The sequence below is a fragment of the Micromonospora sp. Mcm103 genome (assembly GCF_024519755.1).
In the GTDB taxonomy this organism is placed as follows: Bacteria; Actinomycetota; Actinomycetes; order Mycobacteriales; family Micromonosporaceae; genus Micromonospora; species Micromonospora aurantiaca.
In genome coordinates, this window is sequence record NZ_JALJRJ010000018.1 from 126508 (window position 1) to 149943 (window position 23436).

Consider the following 23436-nt stretch of genomic DNA (forward strand, 5'->3'; position numbering starts at 1 on the left):
GGGGCACGGTCTGTCAAGGGCTGAACCGGGTCCGGGCCGGGCGGAACGGCGCGGCGTTCCGCCCGGCCCGCCGACTCAGCGTCCGCGCAGCTCGACCGCGGCGGCGACCAGGTGCTGGAGGGACGCCTCGACCTCGGGATAGCCGCGCGTCTTGAGGCCGCAGTCGGGGTTCACCCACAGCCGCTCGGCCGGCACCGCGGCCACGGCCCGGCGCAGCGCGCCGACGACCTCGTCGTGGGACGGCACCCGGGGTGAGTGGATGTCCCAGACGCCGGGCCCCACACCCCGGCGGTATCCGATCGCGGCGAGGTCGTCGAGGACCTCCATCCGGGAGCGGGATGCCTCGATGCTTGTGACGTCGGCGTCGAGGGCGTCGATGGACGTGATCACCTCCCCGAACTCCGAGTAGCACAGGTGGGTGTGGATCTGGGTGTCGTCGGCGACTCCGCAGGTGGCCAGGCGGAACGCCCCGACTGCCCAGTCCAGGTACGCCTTCTGGTCCGCCCTGCGCAGTGGCAGCGTCTCACGCAGCGCCGGCTCGTCGACCTGGATGACCCGGACACCGGCTGCCTCGAGATCACGGCACTCGTCGCGCAGCGCGAGCGCGACCTGGTCCGCGGTGTCTGCCAGTGGCTGGTCGCTGCGGACGAACGACCAGGCCAGGATCGTGACCGGGCCGGTGAGCATGCCCTTGACCGGCCGGTCGGTCAGCGACTGCGCGTAGGTGGACCAGTTGACGGTCATCGGCGCCCTGCGTGCCACGTCGCCGTAGATGACGGGCGGACGCACGTATCGGGAGCCGTAGGACTGGACCCAGCCGTGTTCGGTGGCGGCGAACCCGTCCAGCTGCTCGCCGAAGTACTGGACCATGTCGTTTCGTTCCGGCTCGCCGTGCACGAGCACGTCCAGACCCAGCCGCTCCTGAAGCCGGACGACGTGCTCGACCTCGGCGCGCATACGCCGGGTGTAGGCGGTGTCGTCGAGGCGGCCGGCTCGATGCTCGGCACGCGCGCGGCGCAGCTCCTCGGTCTGCGGGAACGATCCGATGGTCGTGGTCGGCAAGGGCGGCAGATTCAGCCGGGCCTGCTGTGCCGCCGCTCGCTCCGGGTACGCGCCGCGCTGCCGATCTGTGGCGCGCAGTGCGGCGAGCCGGCCGCGTACGGTGTCGTCGCGCCATGCGGCGGGGGTGGGCGGCAGCGGCTCGGGCAGGGACGTGGTGCCGTTGCGCAGCGCGCGGCCGAGCCGAACGACCTCATCGACCTTCTGCCGGGCGAAGGCGAGCCGCTGAACCAACGCCGGGTCGAGAGCGGCCTCGGCGGACAGGTCCTCCGGCACGTGCAGCAGCGAGCACGAGGTGGACACGGCGACGTGGTCGGCGAGGGCGGTGACGGCGGCACCAGCCGCCACGGCGGCGCGCAGGTCGGTACGCCAGACGTTGCGGCCGTCGACGAGGCCGGCCACGATCGTCTTGCCGCGCAGCGGTCCCGCACCGGCCAGCCGCCGCAGGTTGCCGGGCCCGGCCACCAGATCCACGCCGACCGCTTCGACCGGCGTGTCGAGCAGGGCGGGCAGCGCGTCACCGAGCTCGCCGAAATAGGTGGCGACGAAGATCGCCGGCCGCTGTTCCACCGCGCCGAGCCGGGTGTACGCCTCCCGCAGCGCGTCGATCTCGGCGGCGCTCCGGTCGGCGACGTAGGCGGGTTCATCCAGCTGCACCCATCGCACGCCCGCCGCGGCGAGGGATCGCAGGATGTCGGCGTACACGTCGACCAGGTCGGTCAACCGGTCGAACGGTTCGCCGCGCGCCTCGGTGGGCTTGGCCAGCAGCAGGAATGTGGCCGGCCCGACCAGCACCGGCCGGCTGTCGATTCCCAGCTCGCGGGCCTCACGGTACTCGCGCAGCGCCTTGTCGGGATTCGCCGCGAAGGCGGTGTCGGAGCCGATCTCGGGAACCAGATAGTGGTAGTTGGTGTCGAACCACTTCGTCAGTTCGAGCGCCGGCTCGGCATCGACGCCCCGGGCCATGGCGAAGTAGGTGCCGAGATCGCCGAGGCCGAGACGGGCGAACCGGTGCGGGATCGCGCCGACGGCGACGGCCGTGTCCAGCACGTGGTCATAGTAGGAGAACGTGTTGGACGGGATCGCGTCCAGGCGCGCGTCGCGCAGCGTCCGCCAGACCTTCGCCCGTAGCGCGGCAGAGGTCGCCGCCAACTCCTCGGCGTCGATCCGGCCCGCCCAGTAGGCCTCGACGGCCTTCTTGAGTTGCCGGTTGCCCCCGATACGCGGATAGCCCAGCACGGTGCTCTGACCGAATGCGGTACTCATGGAGATCCCTTCCCTCGAAGCACACGAGGCCGATCGGGGCGGGGAGGGAAGGGGTACAGGCGGCGTACCGGCTTCCGCACCGGCCGTCCCGAGCGACCGTCGGCGGCGCACACCGGACGGTGCGCGCGGTGCGGGCAGGTCTTCGGACTCGCGGGCGCGACCGGATCCACCCGGTCACCTACTGGCCGTCGCTTCCCAGACCTCACGGTCCAGTGCTTCGATGACGGCTGTCGTTCCCACTCACCGCTGCGGGGCAGTCCCGGACTCACACCGGGTTCCCTCTTACGACGCCACACCCGTCACGGGCGCGGCGAACCAGCACCGTTGTCTATCGTATGGGGCGGTGAGCCGACGTGGTCGGCGCGTCCGTCCTGCGGGACGGCGAGCCGTCGCGGGGCCCAAGCCCGGTCGCGGAGGCCGGCGTCCCGTTGGGACAACGGCCTCCGCCGGCTCGCCCGGTGCTTGACGCGCGTCGTCCGTCGCGCTGGCGGGTGGCGGGAGCGACTCGCGGTCGGCCCCCGCCCCCGTCGCAGGGCCGGTCAGCCCTTGCGCCACTTCTGGTTGGCCGTGCCCCCGCAGTCCCAGAGCTGGAGCCTCGCGCCGTCGTTGCCGTTCCAGTCCTTGATGTCGACGCACTTGCCAGCCTGGAGGTTGACCAGGTCTCCGGCCGCGTTCAGGGTGAACTGCTGCGCGCCGGTGCCGTTGCAGGTGTAGAGCTGCACCGTCGCCCCGTTCGCGGTGGACCCGGCGTCGATGTCCATGCACTTGTTGTTCTGGCTCTTGAGCGCCGTGCCGCTGAACGTCCACTTCTGCGCGTTGGTGTTGTTGCAGTTCCACATCTGCAGCGGCGCGCGGTCGACGAAGTTGGAGCTCGGCACGTCGATGCACTTGTTGTTCCAGTTGCTGACCACTGGCACCCCGGTGGCCGGGGTGCCGCCGCCACCGCCGGTGAACGGGCTGAGGATCAGTCCGGCCGAACGGGGGTCGCCGTCGTGCACCAGCGACTCGAATCCGCCGACGTCGTCGAAGGCGAACGCGTACGCCCGGCCGTCGGTCATGTTGGCGTGGATCAGTCGGGCGTACTGGTTGGTGGGGTTGCTGCGGTAGAAGTCGGCGGCGTTCGTGCTGGGCTGGGTGTCGATGGTGCCGAGTGTGCCGCGGTTGAGGGCGGCGCAGAGCGTACGCGAGATCGGGCCGACCACCTGGTCGTTCGGCGCGGGCAGGTCGCCGTCGCAGCCCCAGACGCTGGCCGAGGAGGGCCGGTTGAAGGAGGCGACGACCTGGCCGCTGCCGTTGGTGAAGGTCATGGTGTTGCCCGAGGTACGGCCGTAGTACCGGATGGCCGGCTGGTCGGCGAAGGGCGCCACGGTCAGGGTCTTCGTGGTGTACGCGTTCCACGCGGACGCGATGTACGAGTCCAGGTACGTGGCGCTGAGCAGGCCGGCCCCGGCCGCCTTGCCCGGAGCCAGGACGCGCAGCACGGTCCCGTCGGAGCGGGTGTGGACGGTGCCGGCCCAGCCCGGCTGCGCCCGGATCCCGTCGATGACCGCGTTGCGTCCGTTGGCCACCACGTCGCCGGTGCGCTTGGTGACGCCGTTGGCGCCGGTCACGGTGACCGCGTGCGGGATGGCGAACATGTCGACCTGGGAGCTGTTGAGCCACAGCCCGGAGTCGTTGTAGGTGAACTCGCTCCAGTCGAACAGGATGTCGCGGTTCGCGTCACCGGCCGCCCAGGGCGCGGGCTGCACCAGTCCGTCCGGGGTGAGGAAGAACGTCAGCTTCTGCCCGAGGGAGAAGTAGGCCCGGCCGGAGAAGCCGCGGGGGAACTGGATCGTGGTGCTGCCGCCGTTGCCGGGGCCCGGTATGGAGACGTCCGGCGCGGGCGACGGCGGGATCTGCCCGCCGGTCCACGGCACGAAGGCACCGCCGGAGGTGACGTAGCCGAGCCGGCCGGAGGACAGCTGGACGCCGATGACGTAGAGGTAGACCGGGTCGCTGCGGCCGGTGGTGTTGGTGACGGTGACCGGTAGCAACGCCGGTCCGACCGCCTGGGCGGGCGTGGCGACGACGGCGCCGGTGAGCCCGGCGAGCAGGACGGACGCGGCGGCGAGCAGCCTTCTTCGGAGACGCATGGCGACACCTCGCTGGAGACAGGGGGACGGGAGAGCGCTCTCTCAGCAGGGTCCAATTGTCAATATTGTTTGTCAATAGGTGGTTGCCGATGGATCGGGGCCACCGTGAAGGTCACCGGTTGATTAAGATCCACTCCGGAACAGTCGACTGTGGATTGGGTAGTTCATGAGACGCATGCTTTCGGCGCTGACCGCGCTGGTGACCGTCGCGGCCGGCCTGACTGTCGGTGCTCCCGCCGCCCACGCGGCCGGCTCCTGCTCGGGAACCATCACCTACAGCCAGGTGCAGTCGTCCGGGCTCGGTGAACTGGTGATCTACTACAACAGCAGCAACGGCGGCACCAACAGCGCCTGCTTCTACCACCGCGGCGCGGCGTACGGGAAGTCGGCGCCCACCTTCGTGCAGATCTACCGCTGCGCGGAGCGGTCGGGCGAGGGCGCGCACTGCACCCGGTCGGGCGGCGCGGACACCAATTCCGGTGACTTCAGCTATTACGCCGGCCCGGTCGCCGTCACCGGCACGGCGAACTACTGCGTCGAGGCGGTCGGCTACATCGGATGGGCCGGTCAGCGCCACCAGATCTACAGCCGCCGCCAGGGCTGCTGAGCCCACTCCCCTCCCCCGGACCGGGGCCGGCGCACGACGAGCGCCGGCTCCCCGGCCGGGCCGGGTCAGACGGCCAGCGCCCGGCGGCACCGGGCGAGTTCCGCCCGCAGATCCCGCCGTAGGGTCCGGTCCAGGCCGGGCTGGGCGAGCGCCTGGGCGAAGTCGCGGGCCGCCTCGTCCCACCGGCCCAGCCGGGCCAGGGCCGTACCCCGGTTGTAGCGCGGCACGGGAGCCTCCGACAGCGCCACCGCCCGGTCCAGGTCGGCGAGCGCGGCGGCCACGTCGCCGCGCTCGAACCGGGCGGCGGCCCGGTTCGTCCACGCCTCCACCAGCTCGGGGTCCCCGCTCAGGGCCCGGGTGAGCAGTTCGTCGGCCTCGGCGGCCCGGCCACGCTCGGCGAGGACCAGGCCCAGGGTGCACAGCAGCGCGGGCTCCTGCGGAGCGCCGGCCAGCCCGGCCCGCGCGCCCGCCTCGGCGGCGTCCAGCGCGCCGCGCTCCACGTGCAGGTTGACCAGGGCGATCCGGGCGTCGAGGTGCCCCGGTTCGATGGCGAGCACCCGCTCCAGGTCGGCGCGCGCCCGCTCGGGGCGGCCCCGCTCCTGCTGGAGCGCGGCCCGGTTGTAGTACGCCTCGGGCAGGTGCGGTCCCAGCCGGATGGCGGCGTCGTAGTCCCTGATCGCGGCTCGGGTCCGGCCCGCCGCCCGGTAGAGGGCGGCGCGGTCCACGTAGTACTCGCAGTTGCCGGGGTCGTGGGCGATCACGGTGTCCAGGTCGGCCAGCGCCCGCGCCGGGTCGCCCAGCGCGAGGTACACCTGCGCCCGGTTGTGGCGCAGCCGGGCCAGGTCCTGCGGGCGTTCACCGGGACCGAGCGCGGCCGTCAGCCGGGCCAGCCCGTCGTCCACGAGCCGCAGCGCCCGGTCGGGACGGCCGGCCCGGCTGTCCAGCAGCGCCAGGCCCTGCTCGTAAAAGACCGTCGACAACAGCCGCTGGCGTGGGTCGGCCAGCTCGGTGGCGAGGTACAGTGCCCGCTCCAGCCACTGCCGGGCCAGCGCCGGGTCCTGGTCGGCCGCCGGTAGGTGCCGGGCGTGCAGCATGGCGGTGGCGTACGCCGCCGACATCGTGATCTTCGGATCGTCGGTGGCGGCCCGCGCCTCGTCGTAGAGGTCGAGCGCCTCGGCGGCCCGGTTCAGGGCCGCCAGGGCGGTGGCCAGGCCGGTGGTGAACGCCCACCAGTGCCGCAGGTCGCCGTCGGGGGTGACCGCCGCCCGCCCGCGCCGGGCGACCCGGGCCGCGTGGTGGTAGTAGCCGCTGGCCAGGCTGTCGCCCAAGGCCCGCCGCAACGCCTGCGGGGTGCGCTCGTCGGGCGCCGGGTCGGGGGCACCGTCGTCGCGCAGGTCGAGGCGCACCGGGGAAGGCCCGAGCCGGCGGGCCAGCGCGCCCAGCAGTTCGGCTGTCGTCTCGTCGGCGCTGGCGACGTGATCGAACCGGACGGTCACGGGCCGCCGGAGCGTGCCGGCCCAGGCTGCCACCAGCTCCGCCGCGCCGTAGGCCAGACAGGCGGTACGACGGGCCGGGTGGAAGCGGATCGGCTCCTCCTCGGCGGCCGGCCGGGCCGCCGGATCGAGCCGGGGAACGATCGCGTGCAGTTCGACCGCGTGCCGGGCCGCCAGGCGGGGCCGGTCGGCGGCGACGCGACCGAGGAAGGCCGAGACCCCGGCGTACGGTCCGTGGTCGCGGTGGCAGTCGTAGCGCTCCGCGCCGTCCGTCACCGCAGGGCCCGGCGCCGCAGGGGCGGGCGCCCGGGAGCGCCCGCCGGGCCGGCAGTTACCAGCACCACTCGATCCACAGCCGGCGTGCGCCGGACACCAGACGGAGTGCAGTCGTGCGACGGATGGTCATCGTCCTCATAGGAACCTCCGATGTGATGCACCTCAGGGCTGGCCCAGAGCGTAATGCCGGTCGATGGGAATAAGAAGGGTTCTCGCGATTCGCGGCCGGCGAAGCCTGCGCAGGCGTACGACGGTCAGCGCGACAGCATCCGGCGGACCCGGCCGCCCACCGCCTGCTTGACCTGGTCGCGCAATGGCTGCGCGCGGCGTGCCTTGAGCTTCTGCTGCAGCGCCTGGTTCTCGTCCCGCAGCCACTGCATGCGCGCAAGCAGTTCCTCGGCGGTGTAGGCGGAGGCCGGCCGGACCGCCGGCGGGTAGACGGTTCGGCGGACCTGCTCGTCGAAGCGGGTGGCGCTGTCCCCGTCGGCGAACGACAGGCCGAGATCGTGCCTGGCGAGGAACGCGGTGATCCGCGCGAACCGCTCCTTGTGGCCCTCGTTCAGGGCCGTGTAGTCGGCTTCCTCGTAGAGCTGGGCGGCGTCGACGTCGGCCGGCACGTCGCGCATCAACCGGTGCGGGATGTCGAAGTAGCGGGCCAGTTCCAGGGTGCGCGAGTCGTGTGCGAGGAGATACCCGGGAGTGCCGGAGATCAGCGCCGTGATGGTGCCGTGGATCCGGGTGCCGAAGGCGAAGTCGAATCCGGAGAGATACTCCATCCAGGGCCACGGGTCCATGAACATCCGCACCTTGTCCTCGACGAAGAGCGGATGTGAGGTGTGGATCGGCATGTCGTCGGTCTTGCCGCGCAAGTTCGGTGCGTCGCCGTAGAGCAGGGTGCCCAGGGTGTACAGGCCCTGCGCGATGTAGCGCAGGTTCGGGTAGCGCTGGTGGTGGTGGCGGACGAGCGGGGCCAACGCGCGGACGTACGGCGAGATGACGAACGCGAGCCGGTCCTGGGTGCTCAGGGCCGCCTTCGCCTTCTCGACCCGCAGGCTGTCGCCGTGCAGGAACATCGACGGGCAGCCGATCTGCTCGACGGCGGAGAAGCCCAGCGCACGCAGGTAGTTCTCGCTGATCTCGCCGCGTACGCCGATGCTGTGCGACCGGTCCAGCACCGCCCGGCAGAACGCCTTCACCGGCTCGTCGATCGGGCGCAGGGACTCCAGGCCGCCGTCCACGTCGGTCTGCGCCCCGACCCCGAGCACCACCACCGGGATCTTGAGCCGCTCGATCAGCCGGGCCATCGACGTCAACCGGTTCGCGTAGTCGTGGCGGAACGCGTTCGCCAGCGGGATCACGAAGACGTCGTACTTCTCGTTGATCTCGTCGGCATCGCGCGGGTCCGCCCGGAACCGCGACGGGGTGATCTCCGCCGTCGAGGTGGCCAGCAGCTTGTGCGCGGCGTGGCTGAAGACCAGGTTGCCGCTGTTCTTGCCGATCCAGTCCCGCTCGTAGGTCTCCTCGGCGGTGACGACGTCGAACGGGCCCTTGCGGGCTCGCAGCAGGATCCGCTGGTGCATCCGGGGTGTCCACCCTTCGTCCCGGACGCCGCGGCGCCCGGCGAGGCCGAAGCGGCGCGATCGGCCGGGCACGGCCCCGTTCCGTGCAGGAACAGAGATCCTACGCCTTGACACAGAGAGGTGCCGTCAGCCCCACACGTCCCGGGCCGGGTCAGGCGGCGGGAACCGCTGTGGTGTCCGCGGCGGGCCGGCCGTAGCGGCGACGCAGCCGGGCCTCGGCGCGGGGGTGGCGATTGGCGAGGTTCAGGTCGCCGCCGTAGTGCGCCAGAACCCGTGGGTTCATCACCCGGTACCACAGCGGCGGGACGAGAGCGAGCAACACCATCGAGGCGTAGCCTCCGGGCAGTCGCGGCGAGACGTCGAAGCTGCGCAGCGTCTGGTAGCGGCGCAGCGGGTTGGCGTGGTGGTCGCTGTGGCGTTGCAGCTGGAAGAGGAACACGTTGGTGACGACGCGGTCACTGTTCCAGCTGTGCCGTGGGTCGACCTTCTCGAAGCGGCCGGTGGCGGTGCGCCGGCGGCACAATCCGTAGTGCTCGAGATAGTTGACCGCTTCCAGCAGCGAGAAGCCGACGATCGCCTGCAGGAACAGGAAGGGCACGAGCCGCCACCCGAACACCGCGATCAGCAGGGCGAAGAGTACGACGGTCATGAGCCCGGCGTTGAGCAGGTTGTTACGCAGCGTCCACGGGCTCCTGTGGCGCAGCCGGAAGCGGCCGGTCTCCAGCCGCCACGCCGAGATGAGGCTGCCCCAGACCGTACGTGGCCAGAACGAGTAGAAGCTCTCCCCCAGCCTGGCGCTGGCCGGGTCCTCCGGTGTGGCGACACGGACATGGTGTCCGCGGTTGTGCTCGACGTAGAAGTGACCGTACCCGGTCGGCGCGAGCGCGATCTTCGACAACCACCGCTCGACCGTCTCGCGCTTGTGGCCGAGCTCGTGTGCGGTGTTGATGGCCAGTCCGTTGACGATCCCGATGGTGGCGACCAGGCCGGCGGCGCCGGCGACACCGAGGCCGCCACGCGTCCAGACCCATGCTCCGAGCAGCAGGGCGGCGTACTGCACCGGCAGGAACAGGAACGTGATCCAGCGGTAGTAACGGACCTCCTGCAACCGCCGGGCGATGTCGTCGGGCGGGTTCTCTCCGTCGTCACCGAGCAGCACGTCGATGATCGGAATGAGTCCGAAGACCACCGCCGGGGTGAGCCACCAGGCAGCGGGTCCGGCGCCGGCCCTCCACCACGCGTACGCCAGAAACGGCAGCACCGGCACGAGGAGAGCCAGTGGCCACAGGTGCTTCTTGCCGTCACGCCAACCGGCGGCGACTGCTGGGGCATCGGTCGAGGTCTGCATGTACCGCCTCCGGAGTGTCGAGCGCTGCGTCGACTGTCACACGGATAACCGCGCTTGACAATATCCGTCGCTGCGTCAATTCAGTGGACACTGAAGGCGTGTGTGTCCAGTCGATAGACTCGGCGCACCATGGCCGCCCCTCCGCCTTATCGCCACACCGCCCGCCGGCACCTGCGTGACGCGGTCATCACGGCCGGCCGCGACCTGGCGATCGACAGCGGCTGGGACGCGGTACGAATGGCCGACGTGGCGGCCCGCGTGGGCGTGAGCAGACAGACGCTCTACAACGAGTTCACCAACAAGGCCGGACTGGGCGAAGCCATCGCCCACCGCGAGATCGACCGGTTCATGGACGGTGTGCGGGAGGCGTTGTCCGCCCACGGCAGCGACGTGCGAGCCGCCGTCCATGCCGCGGTCACGTTCGTGTTGACGCAGGCCGGGACCGATCCGCTGGTCAAAGCCGTCCTCAACAGTGCCCGAGGCACCGACGCCCTGCTCCCCTACCTGACCACCCGCGCCGACGTGGCCCTGGCCGCCGCCGTCACGGTGCTGAGGGAGTGGGCGGACACGCACCTGCCCCGGGTGCCGCCCGATGATGTCACCGTCGGCGCCGAATCCCTCGCACGACTGGTCGTCAGCCACATCGTGCTGCCGACCGCGCCGGTCGACCACACCGCCGGCACCCTGGCCGACCTGGCGCAACGCTTCCTGGACCCGCCGCGCGCGTGAACGAGCGCACCAGCTGGGATGCGGGCGGCGGCCGGGTGCGTACAGCGGCGGACGACCGGACCTGCCCGAGGGCCTCCTCGGCCGAGTCCGGCCGCCACGGCGGGGCGGGGTGGCCGGCGGTCGCCACCCCGCCCGGACGCGACACGCCTCCTTCAGGTCACCGGGCCCGCCGGTCGATCGGCGCCGAAGTACTCGGGCCGGCTCACCCATGCCTCACTGACGAACATGACGCCGGGCCGGTGGGCCAGGATGTCGCGCAGGCCGACGACGACCGGCTCGGCCCGCTCGAGCGGCAGCACGGCGATCACCATGACGAGTCCGGCCCGGTCGTTGAAGAGCAGCCGGCCCTCGTGGGTGCCGTGGTGGCCGAAGCCGGAGACCCCGCTGAGGCTGGTCCAACCGCTCACACCGGAGGCGTGCAGCAGCGTCCGGACGGCGTCGACGTCGTCGGCGCGGGTCACCACCTCCACCTTGACCATGCGCGTCAGTCCGAGCTCGTTCATCCGCTGTACTCCTTCTCTGGGTCAGGGGCCGGGAGCGGCGTGGTGCGCCGGGATCCGCCCGGGTCACTCCATTCGCCGGTACGGGGGTCGATGACGGTCAGGGACATCCAGCCGCCGTCGATCAGCTGACGCAGGGCCGGGTTGCGGCCGAGCACGGTGTCGACGAGGTGGTGCGGGGCGTGGACCACGGCGAGCAGCCGCAGCGGGTCGTGCGCCGGCCGTGTCCCGTCGTCGACGGACTGCAGCGGCAGCCCGGCACGCAGATCGCCACCGGATCCGGAGAGGACGCCGAGCGCGTCGCCGAGGACGGTGTGCACGGTCTTGGTGCCGGCGCCGAGACGGTGCGGATCCACCGTGGAGAAGTAGTACTGGAGGTTGATCCAGGACGCCACGACGAGCGGGCCCGTCATGATGGTCTCCAGCGCGACCGCGTCCGGGTCCGCGGTCCAGTCGTAGGAGTGCAGGAACGTGCGGCAGCCGAGGTCGCGCCCGGCGGTCAGCTCGCGCGGCGCGGCGATGAACGCGGCGTTGCCGGCCAACGCCCACTCCGGCCGCACCTGGGCCCAGTCCGACGCGCGGCCGGGCAGGTGGCGGGGGCCCGGCCGGCCGGCCGTCCGCTCCGGCCGCTGCGGCATCCACGGCATGATCTGGCACGACGCGGACCGCCTCCTCAACGAGGTGCGGCCCGTGCTGCCACCGCCGGCCCGCCGGGCCTGCCGCCTGCGGCCACCGAACAACGCGTCGATGCGGTCGCACTGAGTGGGGCGAGACCTCGTCAGGGGTTGCACACCGGGCACACACCGGGGTCCGCGGCGCCGCCCACGGGCCGGCGCGAGCGGTACGCGCACCTGCCGCATCCCGAGACCAGCCGCGCGTCGTGGGCGGTGGGCGTGCCGCAGTCGCGGCAGGGCAGTCCCGGCTCGGCGCCGACCAGGCCGAATCCCGGCGCCGCACAGGCGGGACAGGGCGTGGCGAGACGCCGGGCCAACCGGTCGGCGGCGGCGGCGATGACCCGCATCCGGGTCGGATTGACGTGGGCCCGTAGGTCCGCGCCGAGCACGGCGGTTCCGTCGGCGGAGTCGAGGGCGGCCCGCCGGACGGCGACGAGGACGTCGGCGAGCCGGCAGAGTCCCTTGACCGGCCGACCGGGCCCGGCCGCGGGCCGGACGACGACCGCGTGGTGCGGGAACCCGGCCCGGCGCAGGAACGCGAGCACGGCGCCGCGGTCCCGACCGTCGGTGACCACCTGGCCATGGTTGGTCTCGACGCTCAGGGCGCTCTCCACCAGGGTCAGACCCGACCGGTCGTCGACGAGCGCCACGTACTCCACGTCGGCAGGAGTCCAGGGAGCCGCCGGGTGCGGGCCGAACGCCCCTTCGCTGGCCAGCCCGACCACGGACCCGGTCGCGGCCATCCCGAGCCGGGCCTTGCGCACCACGGTCTCCCGCGCCGAGCCGACCCGCCGCACCTCGCCGGTGAACGTACCGAGCGCGTCGGTGTCCACCGGCGCCACCCGCACGCTCATCCCGAGCCGTCGGCGCAACAGCGGACGCAGCGCCCACTGTTTGCCGTGCATGGTGGCCAGGCAGGCCACCACGCCATGGAACGGCGACGCCTCCACACCACCGATCCTACCCGGGACAGGAAGTAGAATTCCGGAATTCGGTTACGCATCGGAGCGGTCGCCCGGGCTGTGGTGTCATCGATCCGGGCCCGGCCGGGGCCACCGGCCAACCGCACGACGTCCTCGTAGATCTCCCGGTTGTCGTCGGCTAGCGCACCGCCGACGAGCACCAGGCCGCCGCCGGTGCGGTGGTGGGACGCCGAGGCCGGGACCGCGCCGACCGGGACTGCGGTACAGGCACCGACCCCGAGGGTCAGCAGGCGGTTCAAGGGCATGGTTGCCCCTCACGGATCGTGAGGGCGAGCCGGGGCCGCGTACGGCAGCCGGCCGGACCGGGCAACGGCCGGGGAACGGCACGCTCGCCGGCCGTCCGGGCCGGCCTCAGCCCGGCCACCCGGACGGCCGGTGTTCACCCAGGTGGAGGTCATGGCGCTGCGGAACGGTCCATCCGGGTCAGCTCGGCGAACCAGCGACCACCCGACCGGAACACCTCGCCGACCCGCAGTCCCGCCGCCGCAGCGACACCTGACATCGCATCCGGGTCCAGCCACGCCCAGCGGAAGGGGGTCCCCCGGTGTCGTCCGGTCTCCACGTGGGCCTGCCCCTGCCAGGCACCGGCGCCGGGCGGTTCCAGCTCGGCCAGCACCGTGCCGGACGAACACAGCAGCGAGCCGCACCGCCGCAGCAGCGCGACCGGGTCGCCCCCGATGCCGATGTTCCCGTCGAGCAGTACCGTGTGTGCCCACCGTCCCTCGGCCGGCAGCGGGCCGAACAGGTCGGCGTGCACGGCGACCGCGCCGCGCGCCCGGGTCAGCGCCACCGCCCGCGGCGACACGTCCACCCCCACAGCGCTCAGCCCGGCCCTGGTCAATGCCACCGACATCCGGCCCGGACCGCACCCCAGGTCGAGGGTGGGACCGGCACAGCGGGCCACCACCGTCGCCTCCGCGGCGGTGGCCTGCCGATGCCACCGCTCCACCGGCAGGCGGCGGCTGGGCCCATCCGCAGGCACCAGCCAGTGCACGTCTCCGGCGGGGTCGCGTAGCGCGGAGGCGAATCCGTCCCCGTTCACGCGCGTACCACCATGTCGCGACGCACGGCCTCGACCTGGCGGGCGAACCGGCCGTCCGGGACCGCCGACGCCACGGCGTGCGCGTCGGACCAGTCGTCCACGTCCCGCAGCACGGGCAGCGGCACGGGGCGTAACCCGCGTCCGGTCAGCGCGGACCATGTCGATCGGCCCGTCACCGGCGTCGACATCGGCACCGCCCGTAGCATCACGGCCTGCCGGGGGTCGTGCAGCCCGAGCGCCCACCAGCCGCCGTCGTGGGCGAAGCCGAGCGCCGCGTCGGCATCTTCGAGCCGGCGCACGGCGGAGGCCAGCGACGCCGGGGTCAGTTGCGGGGTGTCCATCCCGATCTGCAGCACCCAGCGGCCGGGGAACGTCTCGGCGACGTCGAGGTGGGCGTGCGCGAGCCGGTCGGCGAGGTCCGTGCCGCGCTGCGGCAGGACCGACCAACCGGCGAGGGCGGCAATCAGCTCCACGCCGTCCACGGCTTCCGCGAGATGTCCGGCCAACGCCAGAACCGGCGTCACCCCTGGTGTCCCCCGGACGGCGTCCAGGGTGTCGAGCAGCGCGGCGGCGGCCAGCCGGGCGGCCTGGACGGGAGTCACCGGCGGGCACAGCCGGGTCTTCACCAGACCGGGCACGGGCGCCTTGGCCATCACCAGTACGACGGTCACCGGGACTTCCGGACGGTACGCAACACGGCGGCGAAGTCTCGGGTGGCCCGCAGGGTGCCCCGCACCGAGCCGGAGACCTTGGAACGGGTGCCGGCAGCGCGCGGTGCGTAGGTGACGTCCACCTCGTGGATGCGCCAGCCCGCCGCGGCGGCTCGGATCAACAGCTCCAGCGGATAGCCGAAGGCCCGGTCGGTGACCCCGAGGGCGAGCAGCGCCTCCCGGCGCGCCACCCGGATCGGGCTGAGGTCGCGCAGCGGCATGCCCCGGTGCCGCAGCAGCGCGGCGACCAGCGCCGTGCCCGCCCGGGCGTGCCAGGGCCACACCCCGGCGCCGATCGGTCGGCGACGGCCGACGGCCAGATCAGCGACCCCGTCTTCGACGAGGGCGACCAGAGCGGGTAACTCCCGGGGAGCGAACGAGCCGTCGGCGTCCAGCACGCAGACCAGTTCCGTGTCGGCGGCCTCGACCCCGGTGTGCACGGCCGCTCCGTACCCGCGCCGTGGTTCGTGCACCACCCGGGCCCCGTGCCGGGCGGCCACCTCGGGTGAGCCGTCGCGCGACCCGTTGTCAACGACGATCGCCCGGTACCCGGGCGGCAACGCGGTCAGCACGGCGGGCAGAGCAGCGGCCTCGTCCAGGCACGGCAGCACCACGTCGATCTGTGTCGGCATACCGCCGACGCTAGGGCCGCCCGACGACGGTGCGCGCTCGATTCAACCTTACGGAACACTTACCGAGCCGACGCTTCTTACCGTCCGGTGACGTACCGGCGAAGCGGCTGACAGCGGAGGAACCGAGCCGTACCGTCCGGTCGACATGAGACCCGGTGCCACCGTTTCCCGCTCGTCCGTCCACCACCGCCTCCCGGATCGACACCGGGGGGACCTGCTGGTGCTGGGCGTCGAGGCGACGCTGCTGGTCACCGCCGTCGCGGTGGGCGCGATGCTCAACCGGGCCGGGGTGGGCCTGCACGCCGACGCCGCGCCGCTCTATGCCACCTGGAGACCGCACCTGGGCTGGGGCACGCCGGCCGCGTTGGCGATCGCCGCCGCGGTGGTCGGCCCCGGAACGCAGTGGGCCCGCACCGCCCGGTGGGGCCCTCTGCTGTCCGTCGGCTACCTGGCGGCGGTCGGCTGGACGCTCGCCCTGGCGCTGGTGGACGGCTGGTCGGCGGGGCTGACGACACGGCTCACCCCGCAGGCGGAGTATCTGCACGAGGTACCCCGGGTCACCGATGTCGGGCGGATGCTGGCCGGTTTCGCGGACCGCATCCTGGACTTCCAGCCGGACTCGTGGTCCACCCACACGGCCGGCCATCCACCAGGTGCCCTGCTGGTGTTCGTCGCGCTCGACCGGGTCGGCCTGGGCGGTGGCACGGCGGCGGCGATGGCCTGCGTCCTGGTCGGGGCGAGCGTCGTGGTGTCCGTGCCGATCGCCCTGCGGGCACTGGGCGCCGGAGGGGCCGCCCGCGCGTCGTTGCCGTTCCTGGTGCTGCTGCCCGGAGCGGTCTGGGTGGGTGCCTCCGCCGACGGTCTCTTCACCGGGGTGATAGCCGCCGGCCTCGCGCTGCTGGCCGTGCGGGGAACCGCGACCGCGTTGGCGGGCGGCGTGCTGCTCGGCTTCGCGCTGTACCTGTCCTACGGCTTCGTACTCGTCGCGCCCCTGGCTCTCGTCGTGCTCGCGCTGCGTCCAGGAGGCCGGGTTGCCGCGCTGCTCGCCGGTGCGGCCGGGGTGACCACTGTGGCGACGGTGTTCACCGTCGCGGGTTTCCACTGGTGGCAGGGGTACGACCGGGTGGTCGAGCGCTACTACCAGGGCTGGGCGGCCGACCGTCCGTACGCCTACTGGGTCTGGGCGAACCTGGCGGCGCTGCTGCTCTCTGCCGGTCCGGTCGTCGGACCGGCACTGCGTCGCACTCTGCACGCGGCCCGCCGGGCCTGGCGAGGGTGGGACGGTTCCCCGGCACCGGTCGCTTGGACGCCCGGCACCGGCAGACCAGCACCTGGCGGTGCCCCGCTGACCCACGTCGCGGTGCGGAACCGGCGGCTCGGCGCGCTCACGCGACGGGTCGGGACACTGGGGCCGACCGTTCTGCTGCCGGCCGCCGCGGTGCTGGCGGTGCTCGCCGCCGACCTGTCGGGCATGAGCAAGGCGGAGGTCGAGCGGATCTGGCTACCGTTCACGGTCTGGCTGCTCGTCGCCGTGGCGCACCTACCCGCCGCGACGCACCGCTGGTGGCTGGCCGGGCAGGCGCTCACCGCCCTCGCCGTCAATCACCTCGTGTTCACCGTCTCGTGAGCCGCCCTGCCGCCGGTGGCGGGCCGGGGCGGGCCGCTCAGACCGACACGGCGGCGCGTTCCCGCAGCGGATCCGTGGCGAAGGCGGCCACCCCGTCGGCGAAGCTGACCTGTGCGGTGTATCCGAGCAGGTCGCGTGCGCGGCGAGGATCGGCGACCACGTGCCGCACGTCGGCCGGCCGGGCACCGCCGACGACCACCGGCGCCGGACCGTCCATCGCCGCCGCCAAGGCGGTGGCGAGATCACCGACGGTGTGCGGCCGGCCGGAGCAGACGTTCACCGGCACCAGGCCGTCCGGAGCCGGAGCGGTCAGCGCCAGCACGTTGGCGCGCGCCACGTCGGAGACGTGCACGAAGTCGCGCTGCTGCAAGCCGTCCTCGTAGAGGCGCGGCGGCCGGCCGTGGGCCAGCGCCGACCGGAAGATCGACGCGACTCCGGCGTACGGCGTGTCGCGGGGCATCCGGGGGCCGTACACGTTGTGGTAGCGCAGTGCCCAGACCCCCGCCCCGGTCTGCCGGCTCCACGCGGCGGCCAGGTTCTCCTGGGCCAGTTTGCTGGCCGCGTAGGTGCTGCGCGGTTCGAGCGGGGCGTCCTCCGGCACGAGCGCGCTGGCGAGTGCGCCGGCGCAGACCGGGCAGGTGGGGTCGTACCGGCCGACGGCGACATCGGCGGCGCGGCGTGGGGCCGGCCGGACGACGCCGTGCCGGGCGCACGTGTATCGCCCTTCGCCGTAGACGACCATGGAACTGGCCAGCACCAGGCGAGACACGCCGGCCCGGTGCATCGCTGCCAGCAGCACCGCCGTGCCGTAGTCGTTGTGGCTGACGTAGTCGGGCGCATCCGACGGGTCCAGCCCGTGCCCGACCATCGCCGCCTGGTGACACACGGCGTCGACGCCCGCCAGCAGATCGTCGAGCAGGTGCGCATCGCGGATGTCGCCGACGACCGGTTCATGGCGGCGGAACCACTCGGGCGGCTCACTCCCGTGCGCCTGGGGCAACAGCGCGTCCAGGCACACCACCTGATGGCCCTGCGCGACGAGCAGGTCCGCGACCTGCGATCCGATGAACCCGGCGGCGCCGGTGACGAGTACCCGCATTGCGTCACGCTAGGTCAGCGGAGAAGCCGCCGGGGCTCGTTCGGCTCCGACGTCAGCACTTCGTAAGGGGACGGCCGGTAAGCCTTCGGTAATGCGGCAAAGCCCGCCCGAGGGCGCCGTTGCCGGTTAGCGTCCTGCACGAAGCCCGTCGCGTCCGGTCCGACGGCCTCGCCGACTGGAGGAACCGTGCCAGCCGACCCGCCGTCCGACGAACCACCTGCCGCCTACCCGGCGCGGCTGTGGCGTACGTTGGACCGGCATCGCCCGCCCGGAGCCGACGCCGCCGCCGACGCGTGGCGCAGTCCGGTGCGTGGTCCCTGGCTGACGTCCGTGTTCGGCGTCGTCCTGCTCGCCACGCTCCCGTTGGTGATCATCACCGGTTTACTGGACTGGATCGCGTACGGCCCCCGGCTCGGCCAGGCATTTCCCAGCGACGTGGGCTGGCTGCACCCTCCCGTCTTCGACTGGCCGACCCGTCCCGCCTGGCTGTTCCGACTCACCCAGGGACTGCACGTGACGCTCGGCATCGTGTTGGTACCGGTGGTCGTGGCGAAACTCTGGTCAGTGGTACCCAAGCTGTTCGACTGGCCGCCGGCCCGGTCCGTGGCCCAGGTGCTCGAACTGCTCTCCCTGCTGCTCCTGGTGGGCGGAATCCTCTTCGAGACGGCCACCGGCCTGCTCAACATCCAGTACGCCTACCTGTTCGGATTCGACTTCTACACCGCGCACTGGTACGGCGCCTGGATCTTCACCGCCGCCCTCGTCGCGCACGTGCTGATCAAGCTTCCTCGTACGATCTCCGCGCTGCGCGGCCCGCGCTTCATGCGTACGACCACGGAGGAGACCGTGCCGGAGCCGCCGGATCCGGACGGGCTGGTGGCCCGCCGGCCCGGCCCGGCGACGATGAGCCGGCGTGGCGTCCTCGCCCTGACCGGGGGCGGCACGTTGCTGCTGGCGGCGCTGACCGTCGGGCAGAGCCTGGACGGGGTGCTGCGCCGTACCGCGCTGCTGCTACCGCGGGGCCGGCAGCACGACGACGGACCCAGCGGTTTCCCGGTCAACCGGACCGCCGCCGCGGCCGGTGTCCGACCCGACGACACCGGTGCTCAGTGGCGGCTGACGGTGCGCGCCGGCAGCCGCACGGTGGAGGTGGACCGCGACGGCCTGCTCGCGATGACGCAGCACACCGCCGACCTGCCGATCGCCTGCGTGGAGGGCTGGTCGACGACGCAGACCTGGACGGGGGTGCGGCTACGGGACCTCGCGGCGCTGGTCGGCGCAGCCGGCAGCGCCGTGGCGCGGGTCGAGTCGCTGGAACGGGGCGGCCTGTTCCGTCAGGCCCGGCTACAGGCCGACCAGGTCCGCCACCCCGACTCGCTGCTCGCCCTGAGAGTCAACGGCGTGGACCTCTCGGCCGACCACGGCTACCCCGCCCGCATCATCGTGCCGGCGCTGCCGGGCGTGCACTGCACGAAGTGGGTCCGCGACATCACCTTCGAGGACCAGCCCGATGACTGAGTTCCGGCGTGGCTACGGCGCCGCGCCCTGGCACCTGCTGCTCCTGCTGGGCTGCTTCGCGGTGACCGGCTGGATAGCTCTGCGGCTGGCCGGAGAACCGGCCGCCGGCCGGATGCTGCTCTGGTTCGTCGGCGCGGTCATCGCCCACGACCTGCTCCTGTTCCCGTTCTACGCGCTGGTCGACCGGGCGCTGCGCGCCGCGGTGGGCGGGCGCCGATCGGCGCTGAATCACGTGCGGGTGCCCGCGCTCGCCTCCGGACTGCTCCTGCTCGTCTATCTTCCCGGCATCCTCGGGCTCGGCGGCGACACGTACACGGCGGCGACCGGCCTGACCCCGCAGCCGCTGCTGGCCCGCTGGCTGCTGGCCAGCGCAGCGATCTTCGCGGTCAGCGCGGCGCTCTACGCGCTGCGGCACCGTCGTGGCACGCTGCGTCCGCAGCGACGCCGGACTCCAGGACGAGCAGCCCGTCGACCACCGGCGGAGACGTGAGAATCAGGTGGTCCTGCTCGACCAGGGGCCGGTCCGACATCCGCTCATGTCCGGTCCTCGTAGCGCTTCCCTGCCCGGTGCGGGCGCCTTGACCGCTGTCGTTCTCGCCCTCGCCGCCTGCGGCGCCGCGCAGCGGGTATCGGCCGCTCGGCGTGGTCAGAGGCCGGCGGCGGCGTCGTACCGACGCCGCAGGTCGGCCATCTCCGGTGGAGGAAGCGCTTCCCTGAGTGCCAGTTCCTCGTACTTGTCGGGGAACATCTCCCGTAGCCGGTCGACGAACCTGACGTCGGCGGTCGCCTCGACCACCTGAATGCCGGGAGGCCGGGTGGTCATGTCCATGATCACCGGGCCGACGAGTTTGACCGCCCCGTCCCAATGGCGCTTCTGTTCGGCGACGCCGCAGAGGTGGAAGCCGTAGACCGTCCGGACGTCGGCCAGTGTGGCGGCCCCGGTGGGCTCGTAACCGTAGACATGGACTCCGCAGACGACCGCCGGCGCGGCCTGCTCTCCGGCTGGCACCTCTGGGGCGGTGTGCCCGGCGTGCTGATGATCTTTCGGGTCCGCCTGCTCGAGGGTCGTGCGCATCCGGGTCAGGATCTCTTGGCGGAGAGCTGCCGGGTCCGTCCTCGGGGTGGTCGAGGTGACCACGGCGGCCACACCGATCGACGCGGCCAGCAGGCACACCTCGATCCACACGACGCGGCTCCGGTACCAGCCGCCGACGCCTACCCGGGAAGTCATTGTCGTTCCTCACCTCATCGCGGTTCCTGATGGTGGCGGAGGGCGCCGACGGTGGGGTGGCGCGTGCCGCGCCACCCCACCGCAGATGCGCTGTTACCGAGCGGTGCAGGTGAGGGTGGGTGTGGAGTTGGTGCCGTTCCAGGAGGCGTTGAAGCCGAAGCTGGTGGTGGCGTTGGCGCTCAGCGAACCGTTGTAGGCGACGTTCGACGCGGTAACCGACGAACCGCTCGAGGTGACCGTCGCGTTCCAGGCGTTGGTGATGCTCTGGCCGTTGGGCCAGGTCCACGCCACAGTCCATCCGGAGATGGCGGCGTTGCCGGCCCGGACGGTGACGTCGGCGCCGAAGCCACCGGACCACTCGCTGGTCTTGCGGAAGGTGGCGGTGCAGGCACCGTTGCCCGCCGGCGGCGGCGTGGTGGGCGGCGGAGTCGTCGGCGGCGGAGTGGTGGGCGGCGGCGTGGTGGGCGGCGGGGTCGTCGGCGGCGGGGTGCCACCACCGCCGAAGATCACGTCACTGCAGAGGTAGTACGGCTGGTCGAGGTGGGATGCCTGCCAGATGGTGTAGACGACGTGCCGCCCGGTGCGGTTGCCCGCGTTCACCTGCGCCTCGTAGAGCCCGGTGGTCGGGTAGCTGCCGGTGCGCAGCACCAGTTCGAGGCTGTTCCAGGTGAGGGGCTGGGTGGTCGGGTCGAAGCCCTGCTTGGTGATGTAGATCAACATGTAGTCGGCACCGTGCTTGGCGCCGTCGGTCAGCGTCAGCGTGAAGTTGTTCGGCATCGGCTTCGCGGTCCACGCGCCGACCGCGTCGAGCGAGGCGTACAGGCCGTTCTGGGTGCGACCGCCGCTGCACAGCTGCCCGTCCGGCACGGCGGCCTGGTGGTTGCCGCCGACGTTCTCGCGGTACAGGCCGTTCCAGTTCCACATCGTGTTCGGGTTGGCCTGCCACGCCTGCCAGCACATCGGGTCGGTCTGGGCCATCGTGGGGTTGAGGTGGTCGGAACCCCAGCGCTCGTAACATCCGTAGTTGCGTGACGGCGGGTTGGTGACCGATCCGTGCGCCGAGGCCGGAACGGCGTGATTGACGACGACCATCGTGAACGAGGCGACGAGAACTGCGACCGCGCCCAGTCCCAGACGGCGTGCTGTCCGTGAGATTCTCATGATGCTCCAGTGGATGCGCCGGCGCCCAGTGGCCCTCGCTGGGTGCCCACCCCGGAGAAGGTGACGCCGATCGATTCAAGCCGTCCCAGGGGTGGACGGCACTGCTGCCCAGCAGCGCTTGGCGACTCCCAGCCACGATGTTAGTAAAGACGGCTGTCAATGTAAATCGATACCGACGTATCGGGTCAGACCGCGAGGGCCGCGCGTACCTCCCGCTCCGCCTCGACTCCCCCGTCGCCGTGCGAGGTGACCCGGCCGGATTCGAGGACGTGGTAGCGGTTCGCCACCCGCAGCGCGAACCCGAGGTGCTGCTCGACGAGCAGCACGCTGAAGCCGGACTGCCGGGTCAGCTCGACGATCCGCTCCTGGATCTCGGCGACCACCGACGGCTGGATGCCCTCGGTCGGTTCGTCGAGCATGAGTAGCCGTGGCCGGGTGATCAACGCGCGGGCGACGGCGAGTTGCTGACGCTGGCCACCGGAGAGCAGCCCGGCGCGCCGCCGCAGCAGCGGACGCAGCGCCGGGAACAGGTCCAGCACCTCCGCCGTCGCCACCGCGCCGTCGCGCCGGGCGTCGGCGACGAGACGCAGGTTCTCCGCCGCCGTCAGGTGCGGGAAGCACTGCTGGCCCTGCGGGACGTACGCCATGCCGCGCGCCACCCGCTCGTGCGGCGCGAGACGGGTGACGTCCTCGCCGTCCAGCTCGACGGTGCCCGCGGTCGGCCGCAGCAGGCCCGCCGCGACCCGCAGCAGTGTGCTCTTGCCGGCGCCGTTGTGCCCGAGCACCGCGGCCACCCCGTCGGGCGGAACGGCGAGGTCCACGCCGTGCAGCACCCGGGAACGCCCGTATCCGGCGTGCACCCCGCGCAGGGTCAGCATCATGCCGCCAGACCGCTGGGGACCGGCCCGGCGTCGACCGGGTGGCCGAGGTAGACCTCCTGCACGCGCGGGTCCGCCTGGACCTGCGCAACAGTGCCCTCGCTGAGCACCTTCCCCGCGTGCAGCACTGTGACGCTGCGCGCGAAGCGACGCAGGAAGTCCATGTCGTGCTCGATCACCACCACCGTGCGGTCCCGGCTCACCGTCTCCAGCAGGGCGCCCGTGGCGTCGCGCTCCTCGTGGCTCATCCCGGCGACCGGCTCGTCGAGCAGCAGCAGCCGCGCGTCCTGCACCAGCAGCATGCCGATCTCCAGCCACTGCTTCTGGCCGTGCGCGAGCGTGCCGGCGAGCTCGTCGGCCCGGCCGGTCAGCCCGATGGTCTCCAGCGCGGCGGCCACCTCGTCGGGGATCCCCCGCCGGCGCCGGGCCAGGGTGGCCCAGCTCCGGCGGGCGCCCGCGGCGATGTCGAGGTTCTGCACGACCGACAGCTCCTCGAAGACCGCCGACGTCTGGAACGTCCGGCCGATGCCGAGCCGGCTGATCCGGTGCACCGGGCGGCCCAGCAGCTCTTGGTCGCCGAAGCGCACCGAGCCGGTGGCCCGCACCAGACCGGTGATCGCGTCGACCACTGTGGTCTTGCCGGCGCCGTTCGGCCCGATCAGGAACCGGATGTCACCGGCGGGCACGGTGTCGGTCGGATGCGGACCGCACCGCCCACCGCTTCAGCCGACCGTAGAGGATCGCCACCGGCGGGGGCAACAGTGTGCTCGGCATGAGGGATCGAGCCCTGCCGGCGAAAACGCAGACGGTGCGCGCTGAAGCCGATCTCAGCGCGCACCGTGAGCCTGTGGGTCGTGTCCCCGATCCCGTGCACGCCCATGCCGATGACGG

Annotated in this window: 21 protein-coding genes and 1 riboswitch; of the genes, 5 read left to right on the forward strand and 16 right to left on the reverse strand. The window is 72.4% G+C overall.

Annotated elements, in window-relative coordinates; translation table 11 throughout:
* Positions 1-75: 75 nt before the first annotated feature.
* Together metE and OC439_RS21945 are read right to left on the reverse strand one after the other, a co-directional pair.
* On the reverse strand, positions 76-2325 hold the full coding sequence (gene metE / locus OC439_RS21940; RefSeq protein WP_262015072.1) for a 5-methyltetrahydropteroyltriglutamate--homocysteine S-methyltransferase: 2250 nt from the start codon (positions 2323-2325) through the stop codon (positions 76-78).
* Positions 2326-2440: 115 nt separating this feature from the next.
* Positions 2441-2660: riboswitch (cobalamin riboswitch) on the reverse strand.
* Positions 2661-2864: 204 nt separating this feature from the next.
* The gene (locus OC439_RS21945) at positions 2865-4457 is read right to left on the reverse strand and encodes a beta-1,3-glucanase family protein (protein WP_262015073.1); all 1593 of its coding nucleotides are present in this window, start codon (positions 4455-4457) and stop codon (positions 2865-2867) included.
* Between the two features lie 166 nt (positions 4458-4623).
* Between OC439_RS21945 and OC439_RS21950 the strand changes: the two genes are divergently transcribed.
* A complete protein-coding gene (locus tag OC439_RS21950) occupies positions 4624-5064 on the forward strand; it encodes a hypothetical protein (RefSeq protein ID WP_262015074.1) in 441 nt (146 codons plus the stop codon).
* A 65-nt stretch (positions 5065-5129) separates the two neighbouring features.
* Here the strand turns inward: OC439_RS21950 and OC439_RS21955 are convergent, their stop codons facing one another.
* From OC439_RS21955 to OC439_RS21965, 3 genes are all read right to left on the reverse strand, one after another.
* Positions 5130-6833 (reverse strand): tetratricopeptide repeat protein, encoded by a 1704-nt coding sequence (locus OC439_RS21955; RefSeq protein ID WP_262015075.1) that lies wholly within the window; start codon positions 6831-6833, stop codon positions 5130-5132.
* Positions 6834-7087: 254 nt separating this feature from the next.
* Positions 7088-8413: a polysaccharide pyruvyl transferase family protein gene (locus tag OC439_RS21960; RefSeq protein WP_262015076.1), complete on the reverse strand. Its 1326-nt coding sequence runs from the start codon at positions 8411-8413 to the stop codon at positions 7088-7090.
* Between the two features lie 151 nt (positions 8414-8564).
* On the reverse strand, positions 8565-9761 hold the full coding sequence (locus tag OC439_RS21965; RefSeq protein ID WP_262015077.1) for an alkane 1-monooxygenase: 1197 nt from the start codon (positions 9759-9761) through the stop codon (positions 8565-8567).
* A 129-nt stretch (positions 9762-9890) separates the two neighbouring features.
* On the opposite strand from OC439_RS21965, the gene OC439_RS21970 reads away from it, so the two are divergent.
* A complete protein-coding gene (locus tag OC439_RS21970; RefSeq protein ID WP_262015078.1) occupies positions 9891-10490 on the forward strand; it encodes a TetR/AcrR family transcriptional regulator in 600 nt (199 codons plus the stop codon).
* 152 nt (positions 10491-10642) lie between these two features.
* On the opposite strand, the gene OC439_RS21975 is transcribed toward OC439_RS21970, so the two are convergent.
* The 6 genes from OC439_RS21975 to OC439_RS22000 form a co-directional block, all read right to left on the reverse strand.
* Positions 10643-10993, reverse strand: coding sequence for a DUF190 domain-containing protein (locus OC439_RS21975; protein WP_030268168.1), 351 nt, complete (start codon positions 10991-10993; stop codon positions 10643-10645).
* Positions 10990-11628: a DUF2309 domain-containing protein gene (locus OC439_RS21980; RefSeq protein ID WP_262015079.1), complete on the reverse strand. Its 639-nt coding sequence runs from the start codon at positions 11626-11628 to the stop codon at positions 10990-10992. Before OC439_RS21980 ends, OC439_RS21975 begins: the two co-directional genes overlap by 4 nt.
* 140 nt (positions 11629-11768) lie before the next feature.
* The gene (locus OC439_RS21985) at positions 11769-12614 is read right to left on the reverse strand and encodes a DUF6671 family protein (RefSeq protein ID WP_262015080.1); all 846 of its coding nucleotides are present in this window, start codon (positions 12612-12614) and stop codon (positions 11769-11771) included.
* Between the two features lie 427 nt (positions 12615-13041).
* Positions 13042-13689 carry a class I SAM-dependent methyltransferase gene (locus OC439_RS21990; RefSeq protein WP_262015081.1) on the reverse strand — a complete coding sequence of 216 codons (648 nt, stop codon included), beginning with the start codon at positions 13687-13689 and terminating at the stop codon, positions 13042-13044.
* Positions 13686-14360, reverse strand: a complete 675-nt coding sequence (locus OC439_RS21995) for a DUF2064 domain-containing protein (RefSeq protein WP_262015082.1) — start codon at positions 14358-14360, stop codon at positions 13686-13688. Before OC439_RS21995 ends, OC439_RS21990 begins: the two co-directional genes overlap by 4 nt.
* On the reverse strand, positions 14357-15031 hold the full coding sequence (locus tag OC439_RS22000; protein ID WP_262015083.1) for a glycosyltransferase family 2 protein: 675 nt from the start codon (positions 15029-15031) through the stop codon (positions 14357-14359). Before OC439_RS22000 ends, OC439_RS21995 begins: the two co-directional genes overlap by 4 nt.
* 145 nt (positions 15032-15176) lie before the next feature.
* On the opposite strand from OC439_RS22000, the gene OC439_RS22005 reads away from it, so the two are divergent.
* Positions 15177-16658: a hypothetical protein gene (locus OC439_RS22005; RefSeq protein WP_262015084.1), complete on the forward strand. Its 1482-nt coding sequence runs from the start codon at positions 15177-15179 to the stop codon at positions 16656-16658.
* Between the two features lie 37 nt (positions 16659-16695).
* On the opposite strand, the gene OC439_RS22010 is transcribed toward OC439_RS22005, so the two are convergent.
* A complete protein-coding gene (locus OC439_RS22010; RefSeq protein ID WP_262015085.1) occupies positions 16696-17757 on the reverse strand; it encodes an NAD-dependent epimerase/dehydratase family protein in 1062 nt (353 codons plus the stop codon).
* A gap of 186 nt (positions 17758-17943) precedes the next feature.
* On the opposite strand from OC439_RS22010, the gene OC439_RS22015 reads away from it, so the two are divergent.
* On the forward strand, positions 17944-19275 hold the full coding sequence (locus OC439_RS22015; protein WP_262015086.1) for a molybdopterin-dependent oxidoreductase: 1332 nt from the start codon (positions 17944-17946) through the stop codon (positions 19273-19275).
* Complete coding sequence (locus OC439_RS22020) at positions 19268-19765, forward strand: hypothetical protein (RefSeq protein WP_262015087.1); 498 nt, start codon at positions 19268-19270, stop codon at positions 19763-19765. Before OC439_RS22015 ends, OC439_RS22020 begins: the two co-directional genes overlap by 8 nt.
* A 156-nt stretch (positions 19766-19921) precedes the next feature.
* Here OC439_RS22020 and OC439_RS22025 read toward each other — a convergent pair whose 3' ends face one another.
* The 4 genes from OC439_RS22025 to OC439_RS22040 all read right to left on the reverse strand — a co-directional run bounded on the left by OC439_RS22025 (position 19922) and on the right by OC439_RS22040 (position 23231).
* Positions 19922-20506, reverse strand: coding sequence for a hypothetical protein (locus OC439_RS22025; RefSeq protein ID WP_262015088.1), 585 nt, complete (start codon positions 20504-20506; stop codon positions 19922-19924).
* 93 nt (positions 20507-20599) lie between these two features.
* Positions 20600-21667 carry a lytic polysaccharide monooxygenase gene (locus OC439_RS22030; protein WP_262015089.1) on the reverse strand — a complete coding sequence of 356 codons (1068 nt, stop codon included), beginning with the start codon at positions 21665-21667 and terminating at the stop codon, positions 20600-20602.
* A gap of 185 nt (positions 21668-21852) precedes the next feature.
* Entirely contained in the window at positions 21853-22548 is a 696-nt protein-coding gene (gene urtE / locus OC439_RS22035) for an urea ABC transporter ATP-binding subunit UrtE (RefSeq protein WP_262015090.1), read from the reverse strand.
* Positions 22545-23231: an ABC transporter ATP-binding protein gene (locus tag OC439_RS22040; RefSeq protein WP_262015091.1), complete on the reverse strand. Its 687-nt coding sequence runs from the start codon at positions 23229-23231 to the stop codon at positions 22545-22547. Before OC439_RS22040 ends, urtE begins: the two co-directional genes overlap by 4 nt.
* Between the last annotated feature and the right edge of the window lie 205 nt (positions 23232-23436).

Bases quoted from the DNA above. Each gene is read 5' to 3' on its own strand.
- metE (WP_262015072.1), bottom strand. From the start codon at position 2,325: ATGAGTACCGCATTCGGTCAGAGCACCGTGCTGGGCTATCCGCGTATC.
- OC439_RS21945 (WP_262015073.1), bottom strand. From the start codon at position 4,457: ATGCGTCTCCGAAGAAGGCTGCTCGCCGCCGCGTCCGTCCTGCTCGCC.
- OC439_RS21950 (WP_262015074.1), top strand. From the start codon at position 4,624: ATGAGACGCATGCTTTCGGCGCTGACCGCGCTGGTGACCGTCGCGGCC.
- OC439_RS21960 (WP_262015076.1), bottom strand. From the start codon at position 8,413: ATGCACCAGCGGATCCTGCTGCGAGCCCGCAAGGGCCCGTTCGACGTC.
- OC439_RS21965 (WP_262015077.1), bottom strand. From the start codon at position 9,761: ATGCAGACCTCGACCGATGCCCCAGCAGTCGCCGCCGGTTGGCGTGAC.
- OC439_RS21970 (WP_262015078.1), top strand. From the start codon at position 9,891: ATGGCCGCCCCTCCGCCTTATCGCCACACCGCCCGCCGGCACCTGCGT.
- OC439_RS21975 (WP_030268168.1), bottom strand. From the start codon at position 10,993: ATGAACGAGCTCGGACTGACGCGCATGGTCAAGGTGGAGGTGGTGACC.
- OC439_RS21980 (WP_262015079.1), bottom strand. From the start codon at position 11,628: ATGCCGCAGCGGCCGGAGCGGACGGCCGGCCGGCCGGGCCCCCGCCAC.
- OC439_RS22000 (WP_262015083.1), bottom strand. From the start codon at position 15,031: ATGCCGACACAGATCGACGTGGTGCTGCCGTGCCTGGACGAGGCCGCT.
- OC439_RS22005 (WP_262015084.1), top strand. From the start codon at position 15,177: ATGAGACCCGGTGCCACCGTTTCCCGCTCGTCCGTCCACCACCGCCTC.
- OC439_RS22010 (WP_262015085.1), bottom strand. From the start codon at position 17,757: ATGCGGGTACTCGTCACCGGCGCCGCCGGGTTCATCGGATCGCAGGTC.
- OC439_RS22020 (WP_262015087.1), top strand. From the start codon at position 19,268: ATGACTGAGTTCCGGCGTGGCTACGGCGCCGCGCCCTGGCACCTGCTG.
- OC439_RS22025 (WP_262015088.1), bottom strand. From the start codon at position 20,506: ATGACTTCCCGGGTAGGCGTCGGCGGCTGGTACCGGAGCCGCGTCGTG.
- OC439_RS22030 (WP_262015089.1), bottom strand. From the start codon at position 21,667: ATGAGAATCTCACGGACAGCACGCCGTCTGGGACTGGGCGCGGTCGCA.
- urtE (WP_262015090.1), bottom strand. From the start codon at position 22,548: ATGATGCTGACCCTGCGCGGGGTGCACGCCGGATACGGGCGTTCCCGG.